This window comes from Roseibium sp. 10G30-5, assembly GCF_055809635.1.
This window is the reverse complement of sequence record NZ_JBVVUH010000001.1, coordinates 99,865-113,231: the sequence shown is the minus strand read 5'-3', so window position 1 is coordinate 113,231 and position 13,367 is coordinate 99,865. Positions and strand designations below refer to the sequence as shown.

Genomic DNA, 13,367 nt, shown 5'->3' with positions numbered 1-13,367 from the left:
TCGCATCAGGCAGATGGAGAGATCGAGATGAGCGCAGAGAAGAACGTAAAGTTGGTGAAGGACTTCCTGGCCGCCATCGGACGCGGAGACGGCGATGCCGGACGTTGTTGCGTGGATCACAACTGATCTGATATCAGGTGGCGGCTTCTGACCGCAGGATAATTTTGATGCCGCATAAACACAATGAAGACCGCCGGCACAAGATCCCCAAGCAGAAATTCAAGGTGACGAATTGACCAGCGTATAATGAAAGCCTTCGCCGACGTGGTGATTTGACGGTCTGGATAAACGATGAAGCACTCACCCAATGGTCAGTACCGCGCCGGACATCTCGAGGTGGCCAGCCGAAATATTTGGACCTTGCCATTACCATGTGTCTGACCCTGCGCGTTGTTTACGATCAGCCTTTGCGTCAAACTCAAGGCATGATGCGCAGTATCGCGAAACTGATGGGGGAGGGGGTCTATATCTTGCCCGTGGGGCCTCCGAAATTGCTGTCGGTGACGTTATTCAACATATGGAAACGGATTTCGACTTAGTGGAATGCATGCGTACCGGAAACCGCGGCACGATTACCGAAAGCTGCAAACTGATCCCACCGTTAATCGCCGCGCGAAAGGCATTCATCGAAACGCTCGGCCGATATTCTATTGCTGATGTCGCGCTTGCTCCAAGCGATTTCGGTATGGATACAGCCTAGCTCAAGCCGAATTTGATGCGTCGATGTCGGTAATCAAGTCAGTAGGCTCTCTTGCACCAGCGCTTAGTATGCAGGCAGCGCCAACAATTCTTTTCTAGAACGGATAGGTTCGAGCTTGCATATTCTGAAGTCATTAGGTCCCGCCGTTGCTCGCGTCTCGGGCATTGAAGCGTTTCGCGCAGGGTTGGGGGCATTGATTGGCCTCGGGCTGACCGGGATTTTTCTTCTCTCGCCCCGGGTTGACATGGAGCTGGGTCTCTACCTCGTTGCGCCTTTCGGGGCGTCGTCAGTATTGCTGTTTGCCGTTCCCAACAGCCCGCTTGCACAGCCATGGTCGGCGATTGTCGGAAACACGGTTGCGGCGATTGTCGGCGTCGCCGTCTGTCTGACTGTTTCCGATCCAACCTTGCGGATTGCTCTGGCAGTGGGACTCGCTATTACCGCGACCATTCTATGTCGGGCGGTCCATCCTCCTGCGGGTGCGGTCGCTATGACTGCAGCCATGTCACCCGACGCCGTCACGCATCTTGGCTTCTGGTTTGCTCTCACCCCAATTGCAGCAGGAACAGCAGCTCTTGTAATTTTGGCCGCCATTTATGCGCGCCTGACTGGACGTCACTATCCATTCAGGCAGTTTGACGATCTCAGCAAACACGGAACTGATGATCGTAACCCTTCGGAACGCCTCGGGCTGTCAGAGGACGAACTGACCAATATCCTTGAGCGTTACAGCCAATCATTCAACTTGGGCGTCGAAGACCTCGCTCGGTTAATCGGTGCAGCAGAACTACAAGCCGCCGCGCATTCCTCAGGGCCTTTGGCAGCTCAGGACATCATGTCCCGAAACCTCGTCACCGTCAGTCCGGGCGCAGCCCTCGCTGATGTTGCCGATCTCTTCAGACAACACCGTTTCACCTCTCTTCCAGTGATTGAAACCGACAAGACATTCTTGGGGGTCATTTTTCAGATGCACCTCATCACTCAAGCCCGCAGTGACGCAATGCGCCTTGATCGAGGATACGGGGCAGCCCTGCGACGGCTGCTGGATCGCGAACGCGAAAAACCAGTAATGGCAGGAGACATTATGAGCGTGGCAGGGCCCCGAGCAACAATCAACACGCCGATTGGGGCTCTCCTGCCAATGATGGCAGACGGTGACACTGACGCCGTCCCCGTCATTGAGTATGGAAAAATCGTGGGCATCGTCACACGCACGGATTTGATCGCTGCTCTGGCGCGCAGCTCTGCACGTACCAGCCAGTGATCAGTCAAGGCCCGGTAACAACGCCGTCAAGAGACCAAGATACAGAAACAGGGCCAGATTCTCGATGGTCTGCTCCGAGCCGATGTGATCGGCGAAAGCACCATGCGCAGGTCCACTCGACGAACTGACGCCCAAAGCCAAGCCAAACACGAAGCCTGGCTCCATGCCGACTGGGCTGCCCCCCGATATGTGGTTAGATTGCCGCCTAGGAACGAAGCCGCTCACGCGGGAAAATTCGTCATTTGGGCTCAAACCGGACCCTCGCCGCGTAAAGCTCGAATGTCCGCTACGCTAGTTCCAGCACTAGTTTACGCCACTTGGCCCTGAAGAGAATGAGCCAAATATCGCGACAGGTCACAGCTTTTTGAGCCTCTGCTTTACTGTCAGAAAAAGTAACGTTTATTGGACATGAAAGCGGGCGGCAGGCCTTGGCGATCGCTGCAGGTGCCCGCATCGCAGGACGAAAGTCGGTCGTCCTCATGCAGAATTCTGGGCTCGGGAATGCGATAAACCCCGTAACCTCGCTCACTAGCAATCTTCGAAATCCCGGTTCTACTGATCATTTCTTGGCGTGGTCGGCACTGGATGGCCGGATGAGCCCCAGCACGAAGTGATGGAGCGGGTCATGCCCGAGCTGCTCCAAGTCATCGATATTCCCTACCGCATCCTGTCACAGGAGGTGTTCGCTGCCCAAGTGGATCTCACTGAGGTACTCGACCTGATAGAGACCACCGGTCGCACCCATGCGATCATCGTTCCTGACAAAACCTTCTCCTCTTTGCCCTGTACTACGACGGAAACACCTCGCCGTGCACCCGGCGATCATTTCCACCTCGTCAGCAACGATACAGGCAATTGCCGTCTCGCACCGAAGCCCTTGAACGGCTCAATGCGACCCGCGGTGACGATCTGGTGGTTGCAACCACGGGAAAGACGGCGCGTGAGCTATTCGCACTTGGCGATTTGCCACGCAACCTTTACGTAGTGGGATCAATGGGGCTTGCGTCCTCCCTCGCCCTGGGTCTGAGCTTGGGGACGGACGAGAGAGTGATCGCGCTCGACGGTGACGGAGCGGCGTTGATGCATCTTGGGGTATTGTCGACAATTGCAGCCTATGGAAAGGCCAATTTTGTGCACGTGATCCTCGACAACGGATGCTACGACTCCACAGGAGCCCAACCGTCGACTGCCCCCAACACGCCTTTTGCAGAAATAGCAGCTCTAAGCGGCTATCGAGCGAGCTGGACAACTGACGATCTCGACAGCTTCTCAGAGATCCTTACGCGGACGCGTCAAGAAAACGGACCTTTACTAATAAGGCTCAAGATCGCCGCGGGTTCACCCAAGGACTTACCTCGGCCGGATATGCCACCGAAGAATGTCCTTAAACGTTTGCAGGAGACCTTGGTTCATGCTGGCTAAGTCGGGCAGCGATTCCGCTCACCGTCCCGCAATGCCGATGGCGATGCTGACGTTGCTTCTTGCGTTGACCCAAATCACCGGCTGGGGCGTGGTCGGCGTACTGCCCGTACTGGCGAAGACGATCGCAACGGAATTTGGAAGCTCTTTGCCCGCAGTCTTTCTCGGGACCTCGGCGATGTTTGTTGCAATGGGGATTGCCGCCCCTTGGGCCGGCCGCGCCTTTCTTCGATTTGGAACTCGTCAAATTATGGCGGCAGGAGCAGGGTTGATCGGGCTGGGTCTATGCCTGTTCGCGATTTCTCCGAACTTGCTGGTATTCTGGGGTTCTTGGGCGCTGATCGGTTTGGCTGGAGCAATGTTCCTGACAACCGCTGCCTACGCCTACATCGCAGAGTATGCCGAGGACCGCGCACGTAGCTTGATCGGGACGCTGATGCTGGTGACAGGCCTCGCAAGCAGCGTCTTCTGGCCGATAACTACGTTTCTTGACAGCGTGATTGGTTGGCGCGGAGCTGTCTTTGTCTATGCTGGCATTATGGTTTTAATAATATGCCCGACCGTCTGGTTCGGCCTGCCCGCGACAGACGGTCCGACTGCCACGAGCACACGCCAAAACGGTGAAAGAAAGGGGCATGTCTTCGTTTTGCTGGTGATGGCCATCACCCTTAACACCTTTGTCACCTTTGGCGTCGAGGCAATGGGTATCCAACTTTTGCAGGCGATGGGCATGGACCTGACTGGCGCCGTCGCGGTCGCCTCCCTCCTTGGTGTTTTCAAAGTTGGAGGGCGTGTGATTGACCTTCTTGGCGGGCGGAAATGGGACGGGCTGTCCACCGCGATTGCCTCGGGTTTGATGATCCCGATGGGGCTCGTCGCGATCTGGATCGGCGGTTCAGGAATGCTGTCAGTGGGTGGCTATCTCGTGCTGTTCGGCGTTGGAAGTGGCGCCTTCGCCGTGGCTAGAGCCACGATGCCGCTCGTCTTTTTTCAGAAGGCGGACTATACGGCCGCTATGGCTACTATTGCCCTGCCGATGAACCTGATCACCGCTACGGCGCCGCCGCTTCTCGCTGCGCTGATGTCAGGTATCGGTCCGCAAGGGGTTTTCGCTGTTCTTGGCGCGCTTAGCACGATGGCCTTTGTCATTTTATTGCAGTTGAATGGCAAGCGACGTGCGATCGCCCAATGATCTGTCTACCGTATATTTGTGCCCCTTTAATATTCAGGGGGCAAAGGTGCTCGCCGCGTCCCCGACATTCTTTGCATCGCAAAAATCGGCTATAAAAATCGCGCAAAACTCGGAATTGCCTCGACTGTTCGGAATGAGGGAGAAGATACAGATGGCGCTCACCAGCAAAATCACCCCTTATGACAGTCGATGGTCTGACCAGTTCTCCACCGAGAAAGACCGCATCTAAAAAAGCTTCAATGCTGGCCTTGGGCTACGTTCGGGAAAGGACCTTTCAGCAGGCCACCAGTTCTATCGTCGCGATGTTGATGGCGTACGAACACACAAGGTCCATGTTTGCGTCACCGGCCATTGGCAGATTAAGCGAATGCTTCGCTTTCGTGACCTCTTGTTCTGGTCCCAGATTGCTCCGCTGTTGGGCTATTGCTTCAAGCCTACCTAGATGGATCCAGGCCGGAAGACTGGCCGGACAATTCGCTAAGGCCGTTGATTGATCGTCATGTGATGGTCTGTCTTATTCTCTTCTCTCAGTTGCGGACTTTTGGCCCGCGTTTGGCAGGGCGCTTAAAGGCGACTGAGCAGCCAATCGACACCTCGTCTGCCGCAGGGAAGGCCTTTCTGGACATGCTCGGCGTCTTCGCAGAGTTCGAGACCAACCTCCGTCGCGAGCGTAAGATGGAGGGCATCGCGATAGCTAAGGAGCGTGGCGTCTACAAGGGGCGCAAGCGCAGTGTAGATGTCGAGAAGGTGAGGGCGCTGAAGCAATCCGGCATGGGCGCTGCCGCTATCGCGCGGGAGATGGGTATCGGTCGTGCGAGCGTATATAGGGCGCTGGCATTGAAGTGAGTTTTGCAGAGTAATGGCGGAGCAGATGTCGGGAGAGTATAGGCGCCAGCGTGCTCCGACTTGCGGTTAGCTGACATTCGTCGGTTCTGAATGAACTGGCGCTTTCGCGCCCGAAGCCGACATTCGTACGGCTCCATTGTGCTGCGGTGCAGCGAGTCAAAGGCGACATTCACGAGAACGGCTAAACCAGGACACTTTAACTTTGCGGCTACATCTCACTTTCATCCTTCACCGAAAGCGACGCAGAACCAAGCAGAGATCGACTGGCACTGTTTTGAGTGCTAGTGGACGTCGTTCGCATCGCGTAGGACGGATTATCGAAGGATCGTCCGAGGCGGTTCAAGACTTTCTTTTAAATAGGGATTGATACCCTTCGACGCGGTGGCAGCTATAGCCGAATTCTCCGTGAGGATGTTGCTCCGCCTAAGGAAAGAACCTCAGCCGTTGGAACCACGAGTGAGGTTTGGCCTTTCGGATGGAAACAATTCTTTCCGTGCTTGGAATAAAACGCGCCGAATTGCCTGACGTATACCCGGCCACGCGACGGGTTGATCCCTTCGATTTCGGTTAATTTATAGATCAACATGTGGTCCTGCGTTTGTCGAACGACGGCTCTGTCCTTCTCTTTGGCAGTGCGATAGTAGGCTCCAATCTCGTCCTCGGTCTGATCGACACAGGGAGAGTATTTCGTTTGATGACGTCGTTCAGCCACAATGGCACCTTCGCGGATGTTTGAGTATCAGGGCCTGCGACGACAAAGAAGCAACAAGGCTGCGGCGACAGACTGACCAAATTTTATATCGACACTTTGGTCAGTGGCCCCCTACCGTACAATCAGTAGTCGGCAGGCGAGCTCTTTGTCACCCCAACGCGTCGAAAAGGTCTCAGAGACTTCGAACAAGCTGCCATCGTTGCCAGTTCCATGGTTCGCTCCCATGCACGAGCATTGACACACTCATGGCCGCGGGCCTCTTGGCAGGCGCGCGTGCACATCTCCTGCTCGCGGTAAGGCTGGATAATGTAGACCTTGCCAAATCGCTCCAGAGCTCGGTCTACGAAATCATTGAACCACGCTTTAGGCAGTTCCCAATAGGCGTGCTTACCACCGATCCATTCGGGTTGGGTTCTTCGACCGTTCTGAAGCCTTTGCCGATTCGTTTCGGCAAATGGCAATCTCACCCGCAGACGCTCTACCTTTCCGGTGCGTCGCAAGACAACAGGGATCCCTTTCTGGTTCCAGACATAATTGAGCGTGAGCCGATCCATCTTACCTACAGCGGATCACCAACCATTGACCAATATTCCCGTTCCTGCTCGGCCTGCAGCTCTTTGAGGCTCACAGGAATAATTGAGAAATCCAGATTATACATGGGGAACTGCCAATCATAGCAGAGAGTTCCGACATGTCGGTCCTCCGCGGTGTCGAGGATAAGTTTTTCGTCGTCCAGTCTGGTCAGGAGCCTTTCGGTAAGTACCCTTCCGTCGTGGTGACCCTCGTTTTCCCGGTACTCAAGTGAACCCCAGATTTCTGAAGTTGCGTTCAGGCCTTTCGAAGTGAAGAGGCCGAGGTGTTGCATGGCCTCCGCCACTCGCAGCGCCCTGGGCGCCATTGGGGGGAATATCGAGCGATCATACCCGGATCGACGGGGCTCACTCCAAAGAAGGGTATTGTCCTGATAGGCTTCAACATCAACGTATAGACCGCTTTCGCGCTCGTAAACTGCCCAATTGGGCATGATGTATGCGCCCGCGTAACCTTCAACGTAGTGTCCGCGCCGTTGATGGTCGACGTATTCGCGCAATTGAGCGAGGTCCATCGGTTTCCAGCTGACCGCATCGGCGTAGATGAGGCGCGCAAGATGATCGTAGAACCATCCGATGATACGGTTGAGCTTTGAGGATATCAGTTTGGGCGGACACCGCACAGCATCCATGAGAATGAGGATCTTCGCGGCCTCCTCTTTGGCGAACCCTTCAAGGACCTTGGCTTCGCGGGGGAGGTCTTCCAGCTTCTGGGACGCGGTCCAAAAGCCCTGCGCACTGTCTAGGATGATGGGCAAGCCTTCCGCGATGAAGTCTATGCGTTGCTGCTGGGGTAACTGACAGAGCCGTTTGGCTTGATGCAATCCAATGTCGGGACCCTTTGCTTTTTTGTTGCTCAAGACGCTATCCAATCCTCGAAAGCTGTCAGGGACAATATCCAACTCACTTTAATCGGCCATATACGCCCGATAACGATTGATTTTTATCATAAACGGCCTTATATGACCGATTGACGTACTTCTACTGGCGCATAGCAAGCGGCCATATGTGGCCTACAAATGCCAAAAAATCGGACTATGAGGTCATATATGGCCGATAATAGACACATGAGTATAAAAACACCAGAAACAATCTCGCGGGACATCGGCGAAAAGCTTGAGCGGCTGCGCCTCTCCCGAAACATTACGCAAGCCGAGCTCGCTCAAGACGCAGGCATTTCCGAGCGCACATTGAGACGGCTCAGATCCGGAGATAATCCCACACTCGACTCGCTCATACGCGTCCTGATTTCGCTGAAAATCCAGCAAAACGTCGACCTCCTCGTTCCCGATCCGCGTGTCAGGCCAATAGAACGGGTGCGGACAAAGGGGGTCGAGCGTCAACGATCGAGTTCGACCAAGCCAACAAAGAAGACAAAGCAATGGGAATGGGGCGCAAAGAAGTAGACCATGGCTGATCCTTCAACCGATGCATCCATCAATCTCTGGGGGCGAGAGGTCGCGGCCGTTTCGTGGCTGCCGGAGGATGGGTTTGCCGTCTTCCAGTATGACCCCGAATTCGCCCAATCTGGGATAGAGCTGTCGCCGTTGGTCATGCCTTTGAGCCCGGACCCCTATTCCTTTCCTGCCCTGCCCCGGACAACCTTCAAAGGACTACCGGGAATGCTGGCGGACGCTCTTCCCGACAAATATGGCGATCGGCTGATCAACGCTTGGCTGGCAGAAGAGGGCCGCAGGCCTGAAAGCTTCAATCCGGTGGAGCGCCTTTGCTATGTCGGAACCCGAGGCATGGGCGCCCTTGAATTCAAGCCGGCGCTGATGGGCTCGAACCGGAGGGCTCGAAAAGTTGAGGTCGCCAACCTGGTACGCGCCTGGCCAATCTGGTCCTGAACGAGAAGGCCAGTCTGGAGGGCGTGCTCGAGGGCGAGAACGACATTGCCGCCATCGACGATATTCTCAGAGTTGGCACATCGGCCGGAGGAGCGCGCGCCAAGGCGATTTTGGCGTGGAACCAGAATACGGGCGAATTCCGCCATGGCCAGATAGATGCCGGAGATGGGTTCGAACACTGGTTGATGAAGTTCGATGGCATCGACAATAACCGCGACAAGGAAGAACCCGACCCGCAGGGGTTCGGCCTGATCGAGTACGGCTACTATCTGATGGCAACGGCCGCGGGCATCGACATGATGCCATGCCGTTTGCATCATGAGGGTGAACGCAGCCATTTCATGACGCGGCGCTTTGACAGACCCGTCGATGAGAATGGGGTGACACACAAGCTCCACATGCAGTCGCTTTGCGCCTTGCGGCACTACGACTTCAACGATACGCGTGGCTACTCCTATGAGCAAGCCATCCTGACAATCCGTGAACTCGGTCTCGGCGCTCCAGCATTAGAACAGCAGTTTCTTCGGGCAATCTTCAACATCATCGCAAGGAACCAGGATGATCACGTCAAAAACATCGCCTTCCTCATGGATAAGGCCGGTGAGTGGACACTGTCGCCAGCCTTCGACGTGAACTACTCGTACAATCCGAGTGGCGACTGGACCGTTCAGCATCAGATGAGCCTGAACGGCAAACGCGACGGCTTCGAAATGGACGACCTGCTGGCCTTCGCTGAAACCGCATCGATAAAGCCAGCCAAAGCAAAGGCACTCATTTCAAATGTCGGCGAGGTTGTTTCGAACTGGCCGCACTATGCGCAAGACGCCGGCGTTGATGACCAGACAATACGAAAAATTGGAAACGCCCACCGATCATTTCGCTGAAGCTTTCGGCAGATCCGAGACGGGAATTGTGGTCGACTTAACTCAGGAATAGACGGCCCTGAAGATGAAGGCGCTGTAATATAGCAGGTAAAAATTTGGCCAAGCCAAACGCATATGTGTTGAGACTGGACAAAGCGCGCGCAGAGATCTTCGCCGATGCGTTGAATGAATCTGGCTTTTTTGCCGAGGCGGTTCCATCCTTTTCATATAACCGCAACGTCCCTCTCGTCTGCTTCATCGTGGGATCACAGGGACGAGATCACCCACATAGCGAGCGCACGTCGCAGCGTGAACGCTGGCACACAGCAAAGTCGCCTGAATGTAAATGATGTCGAGCCGTTCAAGACCCGGCTGACGGTGCAGAAGGTAATCAATGGCGTCCCTGCAAGAAACAGGAAGGTCGTCGCCGACAGGTTCCGAAATGGCGGACTGCTGACACCCAAGGCGTTTGATGAGGTGATCGATCTGATCGTCCGCCTCGCCCCTGAAACAGCAAAGTCAATCGAACGCTTCACAAAGAGAGGTGGTTCGGGAGATCTGAGCAGCCGGGATAAGTGGATTTTCCGCGCAACGGCAGCATGATGCTGCGAGCGAGGAGAAGAGCATGACAAGACGACCGCGCCGGAACCATAGCCCGGCATTCAAGGCGAAAGTGGCTGTAGCTGCGATCAAGGGCGAGAAGACGCTGATCGAGCTGGCGCAGGATTTCGACGTTCACCCTAACCAGATCAAGCAATGGCGCGATCAACTGCTTGAGGGCGCTACCGGGGTGTTCGGCGAAGCCACGAAAGCAGAGCCAGAACCGATCATTGATGTGAAGACCCTGCATGCGAAGATCGGAGAGCTGACGCTGGAGAACGATTTTTTGTCCGGCGCGCTCGGAAAGGCGGGTCTGTTGCCGAGCGCAAGAAAATGATCGATCCCTCGGCCAAGGCTGAGCGTCAGCCGACAGGCCATCGTGTTGGGGATCAGCCGGGGCAGCGTCTACTACAAGCCCCGCCCGGTGTCGGACGCGGGCCTGAAGCTGATGCACCGCATCGACAAGCTGCACATGGAATTTCCCTTCGCGGGCAGCCGAATGCTGCAGGGATTGCTGGTTCAGGAAGGGTTCAAGGTCGGGCGGCTGCACGTTGGGTAATCCTCCCGTTTTTAACGGGGCTCCGCAGTAGACTTCAGGCGGCCATCTTCAGTTTCTGTGCGGGTGTGATGCCGCCGATGCCCATATTGGGCCGTTCGTTGTTATAGGTCCATAGCCACTGCGTGGCGAATTCCTGTGCCTCCTCGATGCTTTCGATGATGTTCTGGTCGAGCCATTCATGCCGGACGGTGCGGTTATAGCGCTCGACATAGGCATTCTGTTGTGGCTTTCCGGGCTGGATGTGGTTCAAGGCAATCCCTTGTTTCTCTGCCCATTCCATGAGCTTGCCGCTGACATATTCCGGGCCGTAACACCTGCGGAACGACGTTGATTGAGAGGCTATGACCCCAAGTAGCACGCACTGGTGGTCATAGCCGCGCCTCAGGTCTCTAAAGTGGTTTTGCACAAATCACACTGCAGAGGAGACCGACTATGACCGATGCCAGTATCCCATGACCGATGCCAGTATCCCACAGACCGAGCCCGTTTTGGTGGCGATCGATATCTCGAAGTCGCGCCATGAGGCGCTGATTGCTGTGCCGGGCAAGACGCGCCGTCGCCGTGTAACGGTTTTGAACCGGCTTGATGACTTCACTCGGCTGATCGGAGCGCTGTCAGACTATGGCCGCCCGGTCCGTGTGGCATTTGAGGCAACCGGCAATTATCACCGCGCCCTGGCTTTTCATCTGAGCGCCGCAGGTTTTGAGACGAGGTTGGTCTCGTCAGTTGCGTTGGCGCGGACCCGGGAAGCTCTCAATAACAGTTGGGACAAGAACGACCCGAAGGACGCCACAGGTCATTTTGCACATGATGGAGATCGGGAACGAGCAGTTCTACCATGATCCGTTGCTGTCTGGCACGAACGACCTTCAAGAGCTCTCCAAAACCCATGACATTGTATCCAGGTCAAAGACGGAGCTGTGGCACAGGGTTTTGACCCATTATCTGCCACTGTATTTTCCCGAAGCAGATCGTTTTCATCGTAGCTCACGCAGTGATTGGTTCTTTGCATTTCTCGAAAGATATCCCTCCCCACATTTAATTTCAGCTATGGGTAGGGAAGCGTTCATCGCGGATGCTTGGGACGCTGTAGGGCGTCGCGTGTCCAAAGAGCGTTTGCTGGCAGATATTTACGAGACGGCGAGAACATCGGTGGGATTGCCGGTCGATCCAGGATCCGATGCCATCATGATGTTCCGCATGGTGCTTGCCGAGGGGCGCAGCTTGATCACTCAGCGCAACCAGATTGAGGATCGCGCAATCGCATTGCTAAAGGATAATCTGGATTATAAATTGCTGACCTCGATCCCCGGAATCGGCCCCATCAATGCCCTGACCATCATGGCGGAGGCCGGTGATTTGCGTCGGTTCCAGCATCATCGGCAGTTTCTGAAGTTCTGTGGCATGGATCTCGCCACCATCCAGTCCGGCATGTTCCGGGGGCAAACCAAACTGTCAAAATACGGCAATGCTCGATTGCGACGCACCCTCTGGCTCGCCGGGCAAGTCGCGATCCTTCAACCCGCCAACAGCTTCCGCGACAAATTCGAGCGCTACATCTCCAGGGACCGCAACAACACCCATTTGCGCCGAAAGGCGTATACCGCAATCGCAGCCAAGATGGCCCGCATCGTGCACGCGGTCGTCAAAGGCGGCGAGCCCTATCGCCCCTTCTTCGAGGGGGCGATCGACAGCAGAAGGACCTTTCTCTGACAGGGCCGTAGAGGCAGCTCGCTGACCTCGTAGATAATGTTCAGGCCTTCTGCTCAACGGCAAATGGATCTCGTCTTAAGGACGGTGAGAGCCGCAATCATGCGTACTCTGTGTTTGTTATGGGAGAGACCGTTCGTTGACCAAGACGACGAACTGAGCCAAGATTCAAACGTGTCGCATTCCAGCGACACGACGACGACCTGATGCCAAATCAACCAATCGTTCCAAACATAGGACGTTATCGCTGACGATGCAGGCCGGCTTTCCATAAAGGCGAACCAGTGCATCAAGCTCACTGGCGACACGCGCACCCGAGATGCTGGTATCGGCAATCAGGCACAGGTTTTCCCGGCAGCAATCATCAATCACCGCCAGCACGCGGAACTTGCGGGACGCGCCGAAGCTGTCCGACAGGAAATCGAGTGACCAGCGGGCATTGGGATGAGCGGCCTGTGGCATCGGCGAACGTGAGCCACGGGCCCGTTTGCGTCCGCGCCGGCGTTTTACTGACAACCCCTCTTCGCGATAGAGCCGATAAAGCTTCTTGTGATTCATGATCATACCCTTGCGCTCAAGCAGGACGCCGATCCGGCGATAACCAAAACGACGACGAACATCGGTGATATCCTTCATCTCCTTGCGGATTTCCGGGCAGTCCGGCGGGCGTTGTCGCCGGACGGTCTTCGGGGCGACACTGACAAGCCTGCAGGCACGGCGTTGCGAGATGTCGTGATCCTGCATCGCACGCAGCGCTGCATCTCGCCGCTTGTTCAATGTCGTCAGTTGTTTCCCAGGAGGTCCTTCAGCACGACATTGTCGAGCATCGTGTCAGCCAGTAGCCGCTTGAGCTTGGTGTTCTCGTCTTCCAAAGCCTTGAGCCGGGCGGCCTCAGAAACCTCCATGCCACCATATTTGGCCTTGAACTTATAAAAGCTTGCGGGGCTGAGGCCGTGCTTGCGGCAAACCTCGGACGTCGGAAGACCTGCTTCCTGTTCCTTGATCATCCCAATAATCTGCGCCTCGGTGAAACGGCTCTTTCGCATAAATCTGCTCCATATG

The 13,367-nt window shown here is 55.6% G+C and carries 10 protein-coding genes and 7 pseudogenes; 13 read left to right on the top strand and 4 right to left on the bottom strand.

Features of this window, described 5'->3' with window-relative positions:
- The first annotated feature begins 272 nt into the window (after window positions 1-272).
- From AC0L7U_RS19480 to AC0L7U_RS19470, 3 genes are all read left to right on the top strand, one after another.
- Window positions 273-539: a transposase gene (locus tag AC0L7U_RS19480; protein WP_473696140.1), complete on the top strand. Its 267-nt coding sequence runs from the start codon at window positions 273-275 to the stop codon at window positions 537-539.
- A complete protein-coding gene (locus AC0L7U_RS19475) occupies window positions 491-700 on the top strand; it encodes a hypothetical protein (RefSeq protein ID WP_473696513.1) in 210 nt (69 codons plus the stop codon). The genes AC0L7U_RS19480 and AC0L7U_RS19475 overlap by 49 nt, the downstream gene beginning before the upstream one ends.
- Window positions 701-815: 115 nt before the next feature.
- Window positions 816-1,964, top strand: coding sequence for an HPP family protein (locus AC0L7U_RS19470; protein ID WP_473696138.1), 1,149 nt, complete (start codon window positions 816-818; stop codon window positions 1,962-1,964).
- Here the strand turns inward: AC0L7U_RS19470 and AC0L7U_RS19465 are convergent, their stop codons facing one another.
- Window positions 1,965-2,114: a hypothetical protein gene (locus tag AC0L7U_RS19465; RefSeq protein ID WP_473696136.1), complete on the bottom strand. Its 150-nt coding sequence runs from the start codon at window positions 2,112-2,114 to the stop codon at window positions 1,965-1,967.
- A gap of 475 nt (window positions 2,115-2,589) precedes the next feature.
- Between AC0L7U_RS19465 and AC0L7U_RS19460 the strand changes: the two genes are divergently transcribed.
- From AC0L7U_RS19460 to AC0L7U_RS19440, 5 genes and pseudogenes are all read left to right on the top strand, one after another.
- Window positions 2,590-2,949, top strand: coding sequence for a hypothetical protein (locus AC0L7U_RS19460; RefSeq protein ID WP_473696134.1), 360 nt, complete (start codon window positions 2,590-2,592; stop codon window positions 2,947-2,949).
- 8 nt (window positions 2,950-2,957) lie between these two features.
- A complete protein-coding gene (locus tag AC0L7U_RS19455; protein WP_473696132.1) occupies window positions 2,958-3,386 on the top strand; it encodes a thiamine pyrophosphate-dependent enzyme in 429 nt (142 codons plus the stop codon).
- Window positions 3,376-4,575 (top strand): MFS transporter, encoded by a 1,200-nt coding sequence (locus AC0L7U_RS19450; protein WP_473696130.1) that lies wholly within the window; start codon window positions 3,376-3,378, stop codon window positions 4,573-4,575. Before AC0L7U_RS19455 ends, AC0L7U_RS19450 begins: the two co-directional genes overlap by 11 nt.
- A gap of 151 nt (window positions 4,576-4,726) precedes the next feature.
- Window positions 4,727-4,966 (top strand): annotated as a pseudogene (locus AC0L7U_RS19445) (GrpB family protein); the annotation flags it as partial.
- A 173-nt stretch (window positions 4,967-5,139) separates the two neighbouring features.
- A pseudogene (locus tag AC0L7U_RS19440) lies at window positions 5,140-5,421 on the top strand (recombinase family protein); the annotation flags it as partial.
- A 1,271-nt stretch (window positions 5,422-6,692) separates the two neighbouring features.
- Here the strand turns inward: AC0L7U_RS19440 and AC0L7U_RS19435 are convergent.
- Window positions 6,693-7,583, bottom strand: a complete 891-nt coding sequence (locus AC0L7U_RS19435; protein WP_473696128.1) for a hypothetical protein — start codon at window positions 7,581-7,583, stop codon at window positions 6,693-6,695.
- 189 nt (window positions 7,584-7,772) lie between these two features.
- On the opposite strand from AC0L7U_RS19435, the gene AC0L7U_RS19430 reads away from it, so the two are divergent.
- The 4 genes and pseudogenes from AC0L7U_RS19430 to AC0L7U_RS19415 all read left to right on the top strand — a co-directional run.
- On the top strand, window positions 7,773-8,129 hold the full coding sequence (locus tag AC0L7U_RS19430) for a helix-turn-helix domain-containing protein (RefSeq protein ID WP_473696126.1): 357 nt from the start codon (window positions 7,773-7,775) through the stop codon (window positions 8,127-8,129).
- Window positions 8,130-8,132: 3 nt separating this feature from the next.
- Window positions 8,133-9,457: pseudogene (locus tag AC0L7U_RS19425) on the top strand (type II toxin-antitoxin system HipA family toxin).
- Between the two features lie 288 nt (window positions 9,458-9,745).
- Window positions 9,746-10,039: a hypothetical protein gene (locus tag AC0L7U_RS19420; RefSeq protein WP_473696124.1), complete on the top strand. Its 294-nt coding sequence runs from the start codon at window positions 9,746-9,748 to the stop codon at window positions 10,037-10,039.
- Between the two features lie 22 nt (window positions 10,040-10,061).
- Window positions 10,062-10,589 (top strand): annotated as a pseudogene (locus tag AC0L7U_RS19415) (transposase); the annotation flags it as partial.
- Window positions 10,590-10,629: 40 nt separating this feature from the next.
- On the opposite strand, the pseudogene AC0L7U_RS19410 reads toward AC0L7U_RS19415, so the two are convergent.
- Window positions 10,630-10,902 (bottom strand): annotated as a pseudogene (locus tag AC0L7U_RS19410) (transposase); the annotation flags it as partial.
- Window positions 10,903-11,047: 145 nt separating this feature from the next.
- Here AC0L7U_RS19410 and AC0L7U_RS19405 point away from each other — a divergent pair.
- A pseudogene (locus tag AC0L7U_RS19405) lies at window positions 11,048-12,308 on the top strand (IS110 family RNA-guided transposase).
- 237 nt (window positions 12,309-12,545) lie between these two features.
- Here the strand turns inward: AC0L7U_RS19405 and AC0L7U_RS19400 are convergent.
- Window positions 12,546-13,351, bottom strand: a pseudogene (locus tag AC0L7U_RS19400) (IS3 family transposase); the annotation flags it as partial.
- Window positions 13,352-13,367: the final 16 nt, after the last annotated feature.